This is a genomic window from Paenibacillus macerans (assembly GCF_900454495.1).
Taxonomy (GTDB): Bacteria; Bacillota; Bacilli; order Paenibacillales; family Paenibacillaceae; genus Fontibacillus; species Fontibacillus macerans.
In genome coordinates, this window is sequence record NZ_UGSI01000002.1 from 787,626 (window position 1) to 806,492 (window position 18,867).

General features: G+C 38.9%; 16 protein-coding genes. All 16 read left to right on the top strand.

What is annotated here, in order from left to right; all coding sequences use genetic code 11:
* The first annotated feature begins 9 nt into the window (after positions 1-9).
* The 16 genes from DYE26_RS26610 to DYE26_RS26685 all read left to right on the top strand — a co-directional run bounded on the left by DYE26_RS26610 (position 10) and on the right by DYE26_RS26685 (position 18,867).
* The gene (locus tag DYE26_RS26610) at positions 10-846 is read left to right on the top strand and encodes a flagellin N-terminal helical domain-containing protein (protein WP_036619311.1); all 837 of its coding nucleotides are present in this window, start codon (positions 10-12) and stop codon (positions 844-846) included.
* Positions 847-970: 124 nt separating this feature from the next.
* Positions 971-1,552 carry a DUF8042 domain-containing protein gene (locus tag DYE26_RS26615; protein ID WP_477529254.1) on the top strand — a complete coding sequence of 194 codons (582 nt, stop codon included), beginning with the start codon at positions 971-973 and terminating at the stop codon, positions 1,550-1,552.
* Positions 1,549-3,417: a motility associated factor glycosyltransferase family protein gene (locus DYE26_RS26620; RefSeq protein ID WP_036619315.1), complete on the top strand. Its 1,869-nt coding sequence runs from the start codon at positions 1,549-1,551 to the stop codon at positions 3,415-3,417. Before DYE26_RS26615 ends, DYE26_RS26620 begins: the two co-directional genes overlap by 4 nt.
* Entirely contained in the window at positions 3,414-4,427 is a 1,014-nt protein-coding gene (locus tag DYE26_RS26625) for a UDP-N-acetylglucosamine 4,6-dehydratase family protein (protein ID WP_036619317.1), read from the top strand. Before DYE26_RS26620 ends, DYE26_RS26625 begins: the two co-directional genes overlap by 4 nt.
* 325 nt (positions 4,428-4,752) lie before the next feature.
* Entirely contained in the window at positions 4,753-5,700 is a 948-nt protein-coding gene (locus DYE26_RS26630) for a UDP-glucuronic acid decarboxylase family protein (RefSeq protein WP_036619319.1), read from the top strand.
* Positions 5,701-5,741: 41 nt separating this feature from the next.
* Positions 5,742-7,010 (top strand): UDP-glucose dehydrogenase family protein, encoded by a 1,269-nt coding sequence (locus DYE26_RS26635; RefSeq protein WP_036619321.1) that lies wholly within the window; start codon positions 5,742-5,744, stop codon positions 7,008-7,010.
* A gap of 212 nt (positions 7,011-7,222) precedes the next feature.
* The gene (locus DYE26_RS26640) at positions 7,223-8,461 is read left to right on the top strand and encodes a hypothetical protein (protein WP_051985220.1); all 1,239 of its coding nucleotides are present in this window, start codon (positions 7,223-7,225) and stop codon (positions 8,459-8,461) included.
* Positions 8,462-8,518: 57 nt separating this feature from the next.
* Entirely contained in the window at positions 8,519-9,148 is a 630-nt protein-coding gene (locus DYE26_RS26645) for a PglD-related sugar-binding protein (protein WP_036627432.1), read from the top strand.
* 39 nt (positions 9,149-9,187) lie between these two features.
* Complete coding sequence (locus DYE26_RS26650; protein ID WP_036619323.1) at positions 9,188-10,288, top strand: DegT/DnrJ/EryC1/StrS family aminotransferase; 1,101 nt, start codon at positions 9,188-9,190, stop codon at positions 10,286-10,288.
* Between the two features lie 2 nt (positions 10,289-10,290).
* A complete protein-coding gene (locus DYE26_RS26655; RefSeq protein ID WP_051985222.1) occupies positions 10,291-12,015 on the top strand; it encodes a glycosyltransferase in 1,725 nt (574 codons plus the stop codon).
* Positions 12,016-12,026: 11 nt separating this feature from the next.
* Complete coding sequence (gmd, locus tag DYE26_RS26660; protein WP_036619325.1) at positions 12,027-13,064, top strand: GDP-mannose 4,6-dehydratase; 1,038 nt, start codon at positions 12,027-12,029, stop codon at positions 13,062-13,064.
* Between the two features lie 18 nt (positions 13,065-13,082).
* Complete coding sequence (gene fcl / locus DYE26_RS26665) at positions 13,083-14,033, top strand: GDP-L-fucose synthase (RefSeq protein ID WP_036619326.1); 951 nt, start codon at positions 13,083-13,085, stop codon at positions 14,031-14,033.
* Complete coding sequence (locus DYE26_RS26670; RefSeq protein ID WP_051985223.1) at positions 14,026-15,129, top strand: glycosyltransferase family 2 protein; 1,104 nt, start codon at positions 14,026-14,028, stop codon at positions 15,127-15,129. Before fcl ends, DYE26_RS26670 begins: the two co-directional genes overlap by 8 nt.
* 16 nt (positions 15,130-15,145) lie before the next feature.
* Positions 15,146-16,495: a sugar phosphate nucleotidyltransferase gene (locus tag DYE26_RS26675; protein ID WP_036619327.1), complete on the top strand. Its 1,350-nt coding sequence runs from the start codon at positions 15,146-15,148 to the stop codon at positions 16,493-16,495.
* 95 nt (positions 16,496-16,590) lie between these two features.
* Positions 16,591-17,703, top strand: coding sequence for a glycosyltransferase (locus DYE26_RS26680; protein WP_036619328.1), 1,113 nt, complete (start codon positions 16,591-16,593; stop codon positions 17,701-17,703).
* A gap of 15 nt (positions 17,704-17,718) precedes the next feature.
* Complete coding sequence (locus DYE26_RS26685; RefSeq protein WP_036619329.1) at positions 17,719-18,867, top strand: glycosyltransferase; 1,149 nt, start codon at positions 17,719-17,721, stop codon at positions 18,865-18,867.

The window sequence follows — 18,867 nt, forward strand, 5'->3', positions numbered from 1 at the left end:
ATGATTAGAATGGGAATGTTTATCAACACGAACGTTGGCGCATTGAACGCTAACCGCAACCTGAACTTCAACAACACGCAAATGGGCAAGACAATGGAAAAATTGTCTTCCGGTTATCGGATTAACCGTGCTGCGGACGACGCTGCTGGTCTTGCGATCTCCGAAAAAATGCGCTTCCAAATCAATGGTTTGACGCAAGCGCAACGCAACGCTCAAGACGGTATCTCCCTGATTCAAACGGCTGAAGGTGCTTTGACCGAAGTTCACTCGATGCTGCAACGTCTGAACACGCTGGCTAACCAAGCAGCAAACGGAACTTACGACAGCACGGACCGCGAAAAAATCCAATTGGAAGTTAAAGAGCTTGTTGGTGAAATCAGTAACATTGCTAAAACAGTTAACTTCAATGGTATTAACTTGCTGAATAATAACAATAAGGTGGACTTCCAGATTGGATCGGATGCTAACACTGAAATTTCTATTCAGTTAGCTTCTTTGACGCCTGCAGATCTTGGTAGCGCTGCTATGAAATTGAGCGATCTTTCAGTTTCGGGCGCTGATGCAACAAAGGCGAATCAAGCTATCGATGCTATTAAATCGGCAATCAGCACAGTCTCCACTCAACGCGCTACCTTTGGTGCCGTGCAAAACCGTCTGGAGCACACAGTTAATAACTTGGGCGTAATGGTAGAAAACCTGTCCGCTTCCGAATCACGTATTCGTGACGCTGATATGGCTACTGAAATGACGTCGTTCACGAAGAACCAAATCCTGGTACAAGCAGGTACAGCGATGTTGGCACAAGCGAACTCTGCTCCACAATCCGTTCTTAAATTGCTCGGATAATATCGAACCTTTTTTTGGACCCCCTTCTGGGGGTCTTTTTGCTTTATTTTACCTATACAAATCCACTATGTTTATTCCGATATATTAGGTATATATGAATAAGGACGTGAGTGAATTGAAGGTAATGATTAACCAGCAGCAGGAACAAGTCATTGACGGATCGATCGAGCAGCTTGATAAATGGTGGAAAGAGGCGACTGGCTCGATTTTTCAAACCGGCCAGCTTATCCACTGCGTTGATATTGATGGTAAAACTTTTTATACCGGTTACGAACAATATCTATTTCTTAATGTGGATCAAATACAGTGCGTTAATATTAATAGCTTATCGAGATTGGAAAGTATAGTGTCTACTGAACAAGAGTTAGACCAATATCTCAGCCGATTCATTCCAGCGGCCAAAAGTGTCGTTAACCAGTTATATGGTGGACTTAATCAGGAAAATGCAGGTTTGTTGTCCCAACTTGTGCAGGGGCTGGAATGGATCAGTAGTGCAATTGCTTTAAATGTTAAACTTTATATGGAGGAAACAGAGAATCTTCCGGAGTATCTTGCTGAAATTACTTCAGTAAATCAATATATTAGCGTTATGCATACCAATATCCAACAAGATGATTTTGTAGGAGTAAGTGATGTGTTAGAATACGAAATCATTCCTGCTCTTGAAAACTATCATTCACAATATAAAGAAAAGGTGTCAGCATGAAATTGTTGGAAGCTAACGAACAGATTTTACATGACAAATATCCCGAGCTAGTCCGGGTTATTGATCACAATGTTCCCGATCGGGAACAATATGAAGTTGTTTATACGAAAAACAATGAGTTTAACCTGAAGCGGCACGAAGATGGCGTAGAATATTTTTTCCATAGTAAATATAATGCCGAAGTGGAAGCTGCTAGATGGGTTCAGGCAACTATGGCTGGGAAATCGGATAATGAAGGGCCTTTATTGCTGTTTGGAGTGGGGATGGGCCATTTTTTGAAAGCTGTATTGGAAGAGACCGAGGTCAAGCAAATCATTGTATATGAGCCTGATATAAATGTATTCCATAGCATGTTACAGCACCAGGATGTCAGTGAATTGTTAGACAATGATCGTGTTAAGATGGTGGCTTTGGGGGAACATGAGCTAGTTCTTTCAGAGTTGGCAGATTATATCAGTGGGCAGTTGGCCGGAACAATTACACTGATCGCTGCGCCAATATACAGACGGCTATATAAAGAAACGTTTAATCAATTGGAAGAAGTGATTAAACACGGAGTTCTCAATAGTCAGTCAAACTTTCAAACCTATCAAAGATATCAAATGGAATGGGTGCGGAACATCCTTTATAATATCCCGCATTGTATTGTGAATCCTTCTATAGCTCCTCTTAAAGGAATTAGCAATAAAGGAGCGGTTGCGGTTATCGGCTCTGGTCCATCATTGCAAGAAGATATTCATTTACTTGAGCAATTGAAACAAAAATGTATTCTGATTGCAGCCGGTTCCAGTATTCAGGTTTTGCAGCACCATCACATCAATCCGCATTTTATAGTAACAATGGATGGCGGTGACCCAAATCTAAAAGTTTTTAATAATATAGATTGTGGACGGACTCCCTTGATCTTTGTCAATCATAGTCATTTTCAAATCCAAGATATGTACCAGTCGGGGATGTTTCATGCCACTTTTGAAGGCGATACGATAAGTCAATACTTGTTGGAGGAGGATATGGGCCCCTCATTTAGACCAACTGCGTCAGTCACTGGAACAGCCATACAATTAGCGGCTTATATGGGCGCAAAGGATATCATTTTGCTCGGGCAGGATTTATCTTTCCCCGATCAAAAGTATTATAGCGCTGGTGCTAATCATGTGACAGAACAGGGCTTGGCCAACGCTCTAAGCAGTGCAACGGAATATGTGGAAAACGTATTAGGCGGCATGAATCCCACCAATGCGGTTATGACGATTACTCGTAAGAACATAGAAAACATTATTTCAGTTTTACAGCTTGATGGAATTAAATTCATAAATACTTCCGCCAAGGGAGCGAAAATAAAAGGCGCAGAGTGGGAAAGCCTTGAGCGCATCATAAAGGTATTGCCGGCAAATCCGGTGCCTGCTTTGTATGGTTTAAATTCCATGCCAGTAATGGAAGAAAACTTAAGTGAGAAAGTTTCGAAGAAAATGAATCATATATTAAGCGAAGCCCAAATGCTGGATAAAAGTTTGACTAAGATAAAGCAAGAATTGACTTCAATGGCTAGGAGCGTAAAAACCAAAAACGTAAATAATTTAAATAAAAATTTGCTGAAAGTCAATAAGCTATGGCAATCAATAACGGACCAAGACATCTTTAAATATTTTCACAGTTTTGGACTGGCTCATCATATTAACCACTATATGAGATTTGTTCCCAAGATCGTTGACGCAACGAATCCATTCGTAAAAGCCTCATTAATTATGGAGCACTTAGGCAAATTAGTAGATGAACTAATTTCCTTCAACCCCAAAATGACTAATTATATCCAACATGCCCTTCATCGCATGGATCGATTGCATCAGCAGGAGGAAAAGCCGTGAGTTTATATAAAGGCAAGAAAATTTTAATAACAGGGGGGACTGGGACAATAGGTCAACGTCTTGTTAGACGTTTGTTGCAGGAAAAACCCGGTGTTATTCGCATATTCAGCAGAGATGAATTCAAACAGTTTGAAATGGCGCAGGAGCTGCAGCAGTATGCTCAACAGTTGCGTTTCTTAATAGGTGACGTAAGAGATGCGCAAAGATTGTCCCGGGCCATGGCGGACATAGATTATGTCTTTCACTGTGCTGCTATGAAGCATGTCCCGGCATGTGAATATAATCCTTTTGAAGCCGTACAAACCAATATAATCGGCACGCAAAATGTAATACAGTCTGCATTGGAGGCTAGAGTGAAAAAAGTCATTTTTGTGAGTACGGACAAAGCCATTGCCCCGACAAATACTTATGGGGCATCTAAATTAATGGCCGAACGTCTAATTTCTTCTGCACAATACCAAGCAGGTTCAGCTAATACCACATTTGCAGCTGTGCGTTTTGGAAACGTTATGGGGTCAAGAGGATCTGTTATACCGCTTTTTAAAAAGCAGATCGAATCTCAGCGTAAGATTACAATTACTCACAAAAATATGACTCGTTTTATGATGACTATGGAAGAAGCCACTGAGTTAACCCTTAAAGCTGCAGATTATGCTCAAGGTGGAGAGGTTTTTGTATTAAAAATGCCTGTAGTTAGATTGGAAGATCTAATAAAAGCTGTAATTCTAGAAATGTCCAAAAAAATAGGAATAACTCCTGAGGAAATAGAGATTGAAGAAATTGGTTTGCGCCCCGGTGAAAAAATGTATGAGGAACTTATGACGGAAGATGAAGGAAAACGGGCCAAAGAACTAACGGAAATGTTTGTCATTCCAAATGAATTTTATAAAAAGGGAGATTATCCAAATTCAAAGCCTGTTAAAGATGGGAAGTATAGCTCAGAGGATCAAACAACGTTGGAGTTTGACGAGGTAACAGAGTTGCTAATACGATCAGGGGCTTTGGCCTGATAGAACGGGTATAAAGGTTATTCTATTCTCCGTTTAGCGTGGGGCAACGAAAATCCATAAATACCGGACAAGGTATATGGTTGGTGGACAAAGGAATCGTGTTCGGTGAGATGAGCGAATTGTGGCTCTATACTGATAGCGATTCTTTTTCGTTAAAGGGTGGAATCAATTTCCAATAAATAAATCCTCTATTCAGTAGAGTAAACTGCCGATATATTATATAACGGTAAGAAAAGTATAATTTGATTGAGGAAGCACGTTATCATTTGAATGAAATTATTGAAATAGCTTGGAATTGGCATAAGAGAAAATTCGGAGGGCAGTCATGAAAAAGATATTAGTGACGGGTGGCGCTGGTTTTTTGGGATCACACCTAATAGATCGATTGCTAAAGCAAGGGCATGAAATTGTTTGTGTAGATAATTTGCAGACAGGTTCACTTAGGAATATTGATCATGTGATGGATGCCATTACTTTTATTCAGCATGATATTACTGAGCCTCTTCCTGAACTGGGTGAATTTGATGAGATTTATAATCTGGCCTGTCCTGCTAGTCCGATTCATTACCAAGCCAATCCAATACATACTTTTAAAACAAATATACTTGGCTCTCTACAGCTGCTTGAAATTGCCCGCAAATGTGGTGCGAAAATAATGCAAGCTTCGACTTCCGAGGTATACGGAGACCCCTTGGTACATCCTCAGCCTGAGCAATATTGGGGACATGTGAATCCTATAGGAATTCGCAGTTGCTACGATGAGGGCAAGCGTGGGGCAGAAACTTTGTTTTTTGATTATGCACGAATGTACGATGTTCGAATTAAAGTGGTACGTATCTTCAATACGTATGGTCCAAGAATGGATGCAAAAGATGGCCGTGTTGTAAGTAACTTTATTGTACAGTCGCTGCATAACAAACCGCTGACAGTGTATGGTGATGGACAGCAGACTCGATCATTCTGCTACGTGGATGATTTAATCGAAGGCTTCCTGCGAATGATGGAGACTCCGGAGGAAGTAACAGGCCCCATTAATCTGGGAAACCCGGATGAGTTCACCATGTTGGAGCTTGCCGAAAAAGTCATGAAATGGACCAAGAACAATACGGAATTAAAGTATGAGTTATTGCCTGAGGATGATCCTAAGCAGCGCAAGCCTGTCATAGAAGAAGCTAAAAGAGTGCTTAATTGGTATCCAAAAGTAACTCTTGATGAAGGACTTCAACCTACTATTTTATATTTTGACCAATTGATTAATAAAGCAAATTCATAGAACGCTTACAGTTTAAATCCAGCGTGAAAGCAGGTTACCATATGAAAGTGGCAGTTATCGGCACAGGATATGTAGGGTTGGTTACGGGTACTATACTTTCTGAGGTTGGTCATACGGTAGTGTGCGTAGATGTAGATGAGGAGAAAATAATTAAATTACAAACAGGCACATCTCCAATTTATGAGCCAGGCCTTGATAAATTATTACAAAGGAATATTGTAAGCCAACGTTTGTTTTTCACAACAAGCCCTGCAGAAGCATTTCAAGATGCTGAAGTGATTGTTATTGCAGTAGGTACGCCTCAAGGAGAAAATGGGGCAGCCAACTTGAGCTATGTTGAGCAGGCCGTAATGAGTATAGCGAAGAATGTGGATCACGATGTAATTGTCGTTATGAAGAGCACAGTACCAGTAGGGATAAATGACTGGGTAGAGAATTTCATTCGTGAAAATAAACAGAACGATATTCATGTTGATGTGGTATCAAATCCGGAATTTTTACGTGAGGGTCATGCCATTCATGATTCCTTTTATGGAGATAGGATTATTATTGGGGCAGAAAGTAAAGCAGCAGGCGACACCGTTGAAGCGTTATATAGCAACATTGAAATACCTATTTTACGTACCGATCGTCGCAGCGCAGAAATGATTAAATACGCCTCCAATGCTTTTTTGGCTGTGAAAATAAGCTATATCAATCAAATTTCAAATCTTTGCGATAAATTAGGGGCGGACATTAATGCAGTCGCGGATGGAATGGGCATGGACAAACGGATTGGCCGCCAGTTTCTAAATGCGGGGCTAGGGTACGGTGGTTCATGTTTTCCTAAGGACACTATATCACTCGTGCAGCTAGGTAGAGAAAATAATGTATCTCTGAGTATTGTAGAATCTGCCATTAAGGCAAATCATGATCAGCGCACATTTTTTATTAATAAGGTGTTAAAACATTTTGATGGGAATGTTAGAGGTAAGAAGATAGCTGTTCTGGGCTTAGCATTTAAGCCTGATACTGATGACATGAGAGAGGCACCATCCATCGACATCATTAAAGCATTAGCAGAACAAAAGGCTGACATTTTTGTTTATGATCCTGTTGTCAAATATACGGATGTATTAAATGGGATTAGCTTGAAGTATGCTGCCTCGTTGGAAGAGGCCGTTAGTGAAGCTGCTGCTGTTCTACTAGTGACAGAATGGAATGAGTTTGTTGATGTAGACTGGATACAATTAAAATCAGTCTTGCAATATGATGTCATTTTCGATGGAAGAAACTTGCTTCATAAAAGAGCTAACTATTCCAATATATAAAATTTTGGATAAGGGCTGATTATTGTTTATAGAGAAGAAGTAATGAGGAACGGGAGCACCTTTGCATTGCTATTAAAAATAGTTTAGGGGGAACAACTACGATGATAATATATCCCCTCCTTCACTGATAAAACTGCTAGCATTTTAGCTAAGGATGTGGCATTTCCTTCTAATAGTAATGAGTTAATAAGCTTTAAATTGGGGGATTCAATTTGACAAAGCCAGTAGCATTCATAATATTTAATCGTCCTGATAAAGCTGCCATTGTTTTCGAAAAAATCCGTAAGTATTCACCAAAACAGTTGTTTGTTATTGCGGATGGTCCTAGACCAGATAAAGAACGCGACGTTCAATTGTGTGAAGAAACGCGAGCCGTGATCCAGGTTGATTGGGATTGTGATGTGAAGTATTTCTATGCTGAAGAGAACTTAGGTTGTCGGAGACGCATTTCATCAGGACTTGATGAAGTATTTAAGCAAGTGGAAGATGCCATAATTCTAGAAGATGATTGTGTTCCGAGCGAGGATTTTTTTGAATTTTGTGAAGAATTACTAGATAGATATAAACATAATGACAAAATAACCGGCATATCAGGAAATAATTTTCAACAAAAAAATGAATACTACAAGCCTGAGTTTAGTTACTACTTTTCTTTGTTTTTTCATAGTTCAGGTTGGGCGACATGGAGAAGAGCCTGGAAACTAAGAGATATGCGTATGCTTGATTGGCCTTCTTATAGACAGTCAGATGATTTTGAAAAAATATGTTATGATCCATTTTTTAGAAAATACTGGACGAATATATTTGACCAAACATACGAAGGGAAGATAGATAGTTGGGCGTATCCGTTTTTATTTAGTTCATGGTCTCGCAATGCTTTCGGTATAATACCTTCTGTTAATTTAATCAGTAATATTGGTTTTGACGAAAGTGCTACACATACAACAATGTATGATAATTTGGAAGCCAGTTTACCAACATATCCCATTAATTTTCCTTTAGAGCATCCAGATGTTATAGAGCGGAATAGAATGTATGATTTCTTTACCTGTGAAATGATATATAAAATCAATGCATTAAAGCAGCAGGCAATAACAGATCAAAATAAGTTGAAAACAGTAAACAAATTGATCCTTAAGAATGACTATGAAAATTATAATTTTTTTCAGAGAAATGTATATATATTTGGATATGGTGAATACGGAATACTGTTAAAAAAAATATTAGAAATAAAGGAAATCAAAATAAGTAGTTTTCTAACAAGTTATAATCCTTCTCCCAACATCCTGGTGGAAGGTACTCCGATTAAATCCATAGATGACCTTGATCTCAGTACTCCTTCGACAATTTTGATTTCAATAGAGGGAGGACATGATGTGAGTATCATAAATGAACTAAAAAACAAATTTAAGGGATATGACCTGGAAATTATAAGCTGGAAAGATTTGTAGCATTGTGCTTAGGGGAATAACTAGAGCAGCGTCTACCTAAGGAGGGGACTAGTGCGAGTGAACAACGGCATAGGGATTTTTGGTTCTTCTAGTCAAGCACGTGAAGTTGCTGATATTTGCCTGGAAATAGGGTTCAAGAATCTTTTGTTTATAGATATCAAAGAAGGTAAAGATCCGATTACAGGAATTGAGATTGTAAGTGAGTCCAACATTAATGAGTATTATGAAAAATACTCGTTTGTAATTGGAGTAGGGGACGGAGCTATCAGAAAAAAAATATATAGAAAATTTAATAACCTTAAATTCATAAATATTATACATCCTAGTGCGACGTTTGGAAGGATGCAATTAAATGAGTTGCAAAGACATAAAGGGAATATAGTTGGTGCAGGCGTTAGGTTCTCAAATAATATAAAAATGGGTGATTTCGGGTTGTTTAATTCTAATGCAACGATTGCCCATGATTGTATCATTGAAGACTTTGTAACCATTTCACCAGGTGCAAACATAGCTGGCAATGTGCATCTCCATGAAGAGGCATTTATAGGGATTGGAGCAACAGTGATTCAAGGGAAAGGCGTACACGAAAAATTACATGTTGGTCCTAACTCAATTGTTGGGGCGGGAGCAGTTGTCATTAATAATATTGCTCCTCATGCAATAGTAAAAGGAATACCTGCCAAGTAAAATCATTCAACAAGTCAACTAGATTGGAGAAAGAGAATAATGATCAAAATTCCAGTTTATGAGCCTGCATTAGATGGAAATGAGAAAAAATATGTAATGGATTGCTTGGAATCAAATTGGATATCTTCAAAAGGAAAATATGTTCACAGATTTGAGGATCATTTTTCGAGCTATGTGGGAACCCAATATGCTGTAAGTACCTCCAATGGCACTACGGCGCTGCATTTAGCTATGCTGGCATTAGGAATAGGTAAAGGGGATGAGGTCATTGTTCCAACATTGACCTATATATCCTCGGTGAATTGTATTAGATACGTTGGGGCCACGCCTGTTTTTGTAGATAGCGATATAAAAAATTGGCAGTTAGATTTAGAACAAGTAAAAAAGAATATTAATAGAAGAACAAAAGCAGTAATAGCAGTACATTTATATGGAAATGCGTGTGATCTGGAGGAACTAAGAAATATATGTAACGAGCATAATATATTTTTAGTAGAAGATTGCGCAGAAGCAATAGGAACGTATTTTAATAATAAGCATGTAGGAACATTCGGTGATGTCTCTACATTTAGTTTTTTTGGTAATAAAACCATCACGACTGGAGAAGGAGGAATGGTTTGCACTAATGATCTTATTTTAAAAGAGCGCGTAGAATTGTTCAAGGGGCAGGGAGTTTCCAAGAATATAGAGTATTGGCATGAGGTGGTTGGTTATAATTACAGAATGACCAACATTTGTGCGGCAATTGGACTCGCACAGTTGGAGAGAATAGAATCTATCCTCGTGAGAAAAAGGGAGATAGCAGATCAGTATAAGCAGGAACTTGAGGAATTACCTATGGACTTCGTAGATGATAAAAAGGTCATAAATTCACATTGGATGGTTTCAGTAGTATTAGAACAAGGGGATTATCGAGACTTATTAAGAAGTCATTTGTATCAATTTGGAATAGAGACGCGTCCTTTCTTTCATCCGATACATCTAATGGATATGTATAAAAATGAAGGGTCATCCTATAATTACCCTAATGCTATTAAATTAAGCAAAAGTGGGATTAACTTGCCTAGTTCTCCTTTACTTAGTCAAGAAAAAATAACACATATATGTAATATAATAAAAGAATTCTATAGGACGAGATAAGTATGGAAAAATTAAAAATCTGTTTGATACCTAATACTATGTTTTCTTGGAACGGTGGAAAGGATTTTGTCTTTTATTTACTTTCAGGATTGGTCCAAAGTGACATAAAAGTAAAACTGGAATTGAGTATTATTGGTACAAGAAATGATAAAAGTATATTAAATCAGTTTATTGATCAGTTTAAGATAGAATTTACTGAAGTAGATGGGGTAAGTAAAGATAGAGTATATCAAATCGTAAAAGATAAGAGGATAGATGTGATTTTTTCATTCCAAACACATTTAGGTAAATTTATGCCTGTTCCTTGGGTTGGATACCTTCCAGACTTTCAACATAAATATTTACCTTCCAATTTTAGTAAACAAGAAATAGTTTATCGCGATGCATTTTATTCCCAGATGCTAAAGGACTCTGATGGAATAATTGTAAATTCTCTGGATACGAAGCATGACATTTTCAAATTTTTGACGCATAACATCAAAAACGTATATTCCTTGCCTTTTGTACCTTTTCTGAAAAATGGATATGAAGAGTATTTAAATAATGATATTGATAAAGAGTTTGAACATTTGATAGGAACTGAATACTTTATGATTTCCAATCAATTTTGGAAGCATAAGAATCATATACTTGCATTTAAAGCAATGAAATTGTTCTACGAGAATAATAAGCATCTGTCTAACATTCGGTTAATATGTACTGGAGATTTAACTGACTATAGGGATCTAACATATACTAATGAGCTATTGGAATATATCAATGAAAACAAACTAAATAATAAAATAATATTGTTGGGGTTAATTTCCAAAAAAGATCAGATTCAATTGCTGAATCAATGCATTGCCGTAATTCAACCCACACTGTTTGAGGGCGGACCTGGTGGAGGTTCGACATACGATGCATTATCACTAAATAAGACAGTGATTTTATCAGATATTAAAGTGAACAGAGAGATTATCAATTCTAAAGTTATCTTTTTTAATAGCAATTCAGTTAGCGACTTAGAAAAAGCTATGAACAAGGCTTTAGCTATGCAAAAAGATTCATCATCTGATAACCAAATAAATCATGAAGCGAATAGACTTGAATTAGGAACGGCCCTATTTAATGCTTTTGATGATATTCGAAAAAAAAGTAGAAATATAAGTAGTGATATTGAGGGAGAAGTAATAAATTATAGTTATTTCGATTCCCGAATTCTCCAATCCTGTAGACTAAATGAAAATATAGTTACTAATCATGGGCAGGGGAAAATTTCTTCAGTGTTACTTTTGGACAAAGATCAAAATGCTTTTTACAGGTCGGTTTCTTCCGGTTATTTTTATAAGATTATTTCTTCACAAATATCTTTTAATACGACCGATTTAAATATAACAGAACAAGTAGAGGAAGATTTGTTTTCTATACCGATTGCGCACTATATTGAAAAATATGTACTTCAATCCGTCCAAAGAAGTGACGTTATATATATTTATGCTGATGGTGGACATACAGAAAGATTGTTGAAAAATGTAGATTTTTCAAATTACAACCTAAAAGGAATTATATCCAAAAAGAATGACGGTGGGGTTATGGAAGGTTACCCCATTATCTCTTACAATCAAAATTTGATGCAAGAAAACTGTTATATATTAATTTCATCAGCTAGTTATGAAAGGGATATATACGGAGAACTAATAAAGGCCAATATTCCATGCAATAAAATTTTAAGAATATATGGGGATTGAATGGTGGAATTATGAAAACAGCACTTATCACTGGAGTAACAGGGCAGGATGGAGCTTATCTTATAAATTTATTGTTAGATAAAGGATACGAAGTGCATGGGTTAATTAGACGTGCTTCGATTGAACGATATGATCGAATAGAACAATATTTAGAACATCCCAGAGTAAAGCTTCATTATGGAGACATGACAGACTCATCTAACGTTATCCGATTAATGGCAGAAATAAGACCGGATGAAGTGTATAATCTGGCTGCAATGAGTCATGTCAAGGTCTCTTTTGATACGCCGGAGTATACGGCAAATGCAGACGGAATTGGTACTCTGCGTTTGCTTGAGGCGATACGTATTCTAGGGCTGGAACAGACGACAAAGATATATCAGGCATCTACAAGCGAGTTGTATGGGAAAGTCCAAGAAACACCCCAATCTGAATCTACACCCTTCTATCCACGCAGCCCATATGCAGCTGCTAAAATGTACGCCTACTGGATTACGGTTAACTACCGTGAGGCGTACAATATGTTTGCTTGCAACGGCATATTGTTTAATCACGAATCTCCAATGCGTGGTGAGACCTTTGTCACCCGCAAAATTACAATGGCGGTAGCTAATATTAAGTATGGATATCAGGATTGTCTATTCTTGGGGAATCTGGACGCCAAACGTGACTGGGGGTATGCGGGAGATTATGTTGAGGCGATGTGGCTGATGCTGCAACAGGATATTCCGCAAGATTTTGTGATCGCAACCGGCGAGACAAGAACAGTGCGTCAATTTGTTGAGTTAGCCTTTAAGGAGGCAGGGATTGATATCGAATGGCATGGGGAAGGGGTACATGAACAAGGGATCGATCCGACAACCGGAAAGGTAATTGTGGCTGTAGACCCGCAATTTTTCCGTCCTACTGAAGTAGATCTACTACTCGGCAATCCGGCGAAAGCAAAGAATATTCTTGGTTGGAGTCCTAAAACTAGCTTTAACGAGTTGGTAGCTATGATGGTTCAAGAGGATCTTAGAAAAACAGCGAGCAAAGGCAAACACAATTAGCTTGAAAAGGTGATCGAAATGCAAGCAAATTCTAAAATTTATGTTGCTGGTCATCGTGGATTAGTAGGTTCTGCCATTGTGCGAAAACTGAAGGCGAAAGGCTACAACAACATACTAGGGAGAACTAGTCAAGAGCTGGACTTACGTGATCAGTCGTCAGTTAAGCGATTTTTCGAAGAAGAACAGCCGGAGTACGTATATCTAGCAGCTGCAAAAGTAGGCGGTATTCTGGCTAATTCCACTTATCCGGCACAGTTCCTATACGATAATCTTATGATTCAATCTAATATTATTGAAGCAGCTAGGAACTATGGTGTTAAGAAGCTGCTTTTTTTAGGAAGCACTTGTATTTATCCTAAATTGGCTCCTCAGCCGCTTAAGGAAGAATACCTGCTTACGGATGAATTGGAGCCAACCAACGAGCCATACGCCATAGCGAAGATTGCTGGCATAAAAATGTGCAATGCTTACAATAAACAATACGGTACGAACTTTATGAGCGTCATGCCTACGAATCTATATGGTCCCAATGACAATTTTGATTTGCAGAACTCGCACGTGTTGCCGGCATTAATGCGGAAAATACATGAGGCCAAAACAAACGGAAGTGAAACGGTCACCATCTGGGGCAGCGGTACACCTTTTCGTGAATTCCTGCATGTAGATGATTTGGCAGATGCCTGCGTCTATCTCATGGAAAATCACTCGGCAGAGGAAATAGGCACCTTCGTAAACATTGGCACTGGTAAAGAAATCTCTATTCGAGAGCTTGCAGAACAGTTGTGTAGTAATATTGGCTTCGAGGGAACACTGGTTTATGACTCAACCAAACCGGATGGTACGCCAAGAAAAATAACTGATGTGACAAAGCTGGAACAATTAGGTTGGCGTTATTCCATTGAATTAGAGGAAGGGGTTCGGGATACCTATCAATGGTACCTCGAGCATGTGGTGAACAACGATGAATAAACCTAAAATTTCTGTTGTTACAGTCTGTTATAATGCTGCCGATACGATCGAGCAGACCATTCAAAGTGTACTAAACCAAAGCTATTCTAATTTGGAGTATATTATCGTGGATGGTGCATCCACAGATCATACTTTGGATATTATTCATAAATATAAGGATCGTATAAATACCATTGTATCTGAACCTGATCATGGGATATATGATGCCTTTAATAAGGGCGTACAATTGGCCACCGGGGATTTTATTAACTTTATGAATGCGGATGATTTTTTCTCATCCGGACAAGTTGTTGCAGAGGTGGCCAATTACTTAGTATCGAATCCTGATGTGCTCATGCTTCACGGCAACGTGAGAGTGATGAATGATGCATTGGGGATTTGGCATATCGACGGACAACCGATTACAGTTGATGATATGAAAAACGGTAAAATGTGCCCTCATCAATCAGTCTTTACACATAAGAAGCTTTTTGAAGAGTTCGGAGGCTTTGATGTAAGATATAAAATTTTAGCGGATGTCGATTTTACTATTAAATGTATCAAAAAATACGAGGCTCATTTTGCGTATGTACCACTGGAAATAGCAACCTTCAGGCTTGGCGGTGTAAGCACCCATGTTCATCACGAAAGCAGAATGTATAACGAAAATGCAATTATTCACTTGGAGCATTTCCAATGTATTCCTAAACAGGCTTCTGATTATTTAGATAATGTAGATTTGGTCCAAAGCAGTAACCATTATCAATTATGGCTGCAAAACATACTGTTGGGCAATGCTGGCGCTGCCTCAAAGCTGCTGGCCAAGAATCTTGATAAAGTTATCATATTCGGTACGAGAAAGCTCGCAACATTTTTATATCTTGATCTTCAGAAGCAAGGCATTGAGGTGGAATATTTTTTGGATAATGATCAGAGAATGCAAGGAAATATGATGCATAATATTCCAATTATTTCGCCCCAGGAGCTGGATGCAACTGCCGAGATGACAATTATAGTATCTGTTGAAAGACATTCTGTAATGAGTGAAGTAAAAGGCATATTAAGTGAACGATTCACAAACGCTCAATTATACACTTGGCAAGAGCTTATCTCGTAAATCCTAGGGGAATATTATGAAAATTATATTGTTATCGGGCGGATCAGGTACCCGTCTATGGCCGCTATCTAATGATTCACGAGCAAAACAGTTCTTAAAGGTGCTTCATAATCAGGAAACCCATGAGATGGAATCGATGCTGGAGCGTGTCTATTGCCAGCTATTAAAGATTGTATCCGCGGATGATATTATTATTGCTACCAATAAGCTGCAGGTGGATATGATTGCTAATCAGTTGGGCAACATTCCGATGATTATTGAGCCAGAGCGTAGGGACACATTTCCTGCAGTGGCGTTAGCCTGTTCATATTTGTATTCCCATGTCGAGATTGCAAAAGATGAAATCGTCGGCGTTGTGTCCGTAGACACTTATGTGGGCACAGAATTTTATAGGATGCTAAAGGACTTGGAGCAGCTTGTTCGAACAACCGATGCTCAGATAGGTCTAATCGGAATTAAACCCACTTATCCTTCTTCAAAGTATGGTTATTTGATTCCTAGAGAAGTTCAGAACTATATGAGGGTGGGGCGCTTTAAAGAAAAGCCTACAGAAGAAGAGGCGGAGCAGTTAATCGCAAATGGATCGTATTGGAATAGTGGTGTTTTTGTATTTCAACTGCAATTAATTATGGATCATCTTGAGAATCTGAAGATGCCTGTCAGCTATGAGGATTTATTGGACAGGTTCACGATGTTGCCGAAAAAGAGCTTTGACTACGAACTGCTGGAGACTTTAGATTCTATTGTAGCTCTTACCTATGAGGGTTATTGGAAGGATCTTGGGACCTGGAATACATTGACGGAAGAGATGTCTCAAAATGTGATAGGCAACGGCGGTCTCAGTGATGATTGCCATAATACCCATATTGTCAATGAGCTCGAACTGCCTGTAAAAGTCTTAGGGATATCTAATGCGGTTATTGCTGTGAGCCCGGATGGCATATTGGTCACAGATAAGCCGTCAAGTTCCCGTATGAAGGATATGCTGCATGAAGGCTTGTTCTCAAGACCCATGTACGAAGAACGGCGCTGGGGCTGGTATAGAATATTGGATTATTCCAAGTCAGAGAACAATGAAGTGTTGACTAAACGTCTCTGTATCAAGGCAGGCTATCATTTCAGCTATCATTATCATAATATGAGAACTGAGGTATGGACTATTACGGCTGGAAGAGCCACTCTGGTCATAGACGGCATAGCTCAAATGGTAACGGCAGGGGCCGTGATTGAGATTCCGAGCGGTACCAGACATTGTTTACAAGCCCAGGAGGATACGGAGTTAATTGAAGTACAGATTGGAAGGGTAACGGTCGATGATGATATTGTCCGCCTGGAGGAAGATATTCAACATATCCTCACTATTTAGGCAGTGGTGAGCTTCAAGTTATAAAATCCCTATGTGCTTGGATACAGGTTGATGGAATTATGATTCATTGTATCCCGGCTTTGAGGAGGAACGCAATGCTGGTCTCTCTGTTAATCAACAACTACAATTATGAGGATTTTATTGTCCAATGTGTTGATTCGGTTCTTAATCAAACCTACAAGGATATTGAAATTATCGTATATGATGATGGATCAACAGATCATTCCCTAGAGAAATTATCACAGTATTCAGATATCAAGGTGATCTCCAAGGCGAACCACGGAAAATCCAATAATTTAAATCAAATGAATGCTGTCTATCAGGCATACCTGCATTCCAAAGGGGAGTACATATTCCTTCTGGATAGTGACGACTGGTTTAAAAGTAACAAGGTTGAACATATTATTAATATTTTTGAGAGCAATCCTAAGCTGGAAGTCATTCAGCATGCGTTGGAGGAAGTAAATTCCCAGGGGCAATCGAACAACGCAATCATTCCGGTGTTTAAGAATGTTCAGAATTATAAAGAATATATTTATTCATCTGAATCTCTGTTTCATTTATTCTCCATGACAAGTGGTTTGGCGTTCCGAAAAAGTTTCTTTGACAGAGTTATGCCTTTGCCTGAGGATGAATTGATCCATCTATGTGTGGATACCAGATTAATGATTATAGCGGCTTTGACCTCAACCATTCATACCTCGCTTGAGCCTTTGGCTTACTACAGGAGGCATGGCAAGAATACTTGGGGGAAGATGGCGGATCCAGATGTTCATAAAGTATATACAGAGCAACTCTATAACTTTTTTAATAGCTGTGCTCAAAAATATGGTATGCCAACCATTCAGTACACAACAGAAAGTTTCTTGGAAAATACCTATTTCTATAATCAAATCGATATAGAAAAGTGTAAACATTTTATTGGCGATGACCATTTTTGGATTTGGGGAGCAGGAGAGGCTGGGCAAAGTGTGTGTCATGCCTTGATGCCGCATCAGCCATTGATGAGTGGTTTTATAGATAGTGAAGCGAAGAAGCAAGGGCAGTTTGTGCTAGGTAAGCAAGTATACGCTCCACATAACATCGTAAATGCGTCCCCAAGTAAAGTGCTTATTTCTCCGTATCATGCCTATAACGCGATTAAGGCAACACTTACGGAAGCGGGATGGGTTGAAGGAATGCATTTTATTGATCCATATTTTAGGTGAATAAGGAGATCTATGATGAAGATATCCGCAGTTATACCTGCTTATAACGCTGAAGAGTATATAGAAAAATCGATATCCAGTTTAATCCTTCAATCCCAAACGCTGCACGAGATCATTATCATTGACGATGGTAGTTCCGATGATACAGTAAAGATAGTAAAAGCCCTACAAAGAACCTATGAGCACATTGTACTCCTGCAGCAAGCCAACCAAGGAGCATCGGCCGCAAGAAATACAGGCCTAAACAATGCGCAGGGTGACTGGATTCTTTTCCTGGATGCAGATGACGAATGTGCACCTACCCTGATCGAGACCTATACCCGGTTTTTGCAGGAGAATCCAGCGCGTTATTGTGCAGTGTATAGTCAGGCCCTTCAAGTGGATGAGAGAGGAGAAGCCATATCGGGAATATTTAGCGGTTACGATCTTCATGGACAGGAGGGGTTCGTCCAAATGCTGCTGCGTAACCCGATTATTTCCCCGTCCGGGAGCTTGGTTAAGAAGGCTATCCTGGATGAGATGAATGGTTTTGACACATCCATTAAGTACGTGGAAGATGTTGACTTCTGGTTAAGACTACTACTGAATGGCAACAATATTGGTCATGTGTGCGAGCCGCTATCTTTCATCCGTAGACACTCTAGTAATACGACGGCGAATATCGAATCGACGAGACAGGGTGAAAAAAGGCTGTTAGATAAATTCGGCCTTGGAGTTATTAAAGAAACGATTTATGAAAGAGGCTATACAATTGATCATAATCATTTAGATTATGTGAATTTCTTAATTCGATTTGAAAAATGGCCGGAAGCCGAGCAATTACTGGAGACAGTACAAATAGAAGCTTCGGATGATAAATATGGCTCTTATCTATTTGTGAAAGCACTTGTTGCGCTGCAGGTTGGAAAGTATGAAGTCGCGAAAGACCTGTACTTAGCAATTATCAAATGGAATAATACTCATGGCGCTGCTCTCAATAATATCGGCGTTCTGTATGCGGAAAACAACGAGCTAGAGAAAGCTAGAGAATCGTTCAAGCTTGCGCTTCAATATTATCCAGGTTATCTGGATGCTGCCTATAATTTAGAACAACTAGATACAGAAACTCCCATATTTCGTTTTACCAAACGAGAGTTAAGAAAAAGCTTGTTAAGATATTCTTGA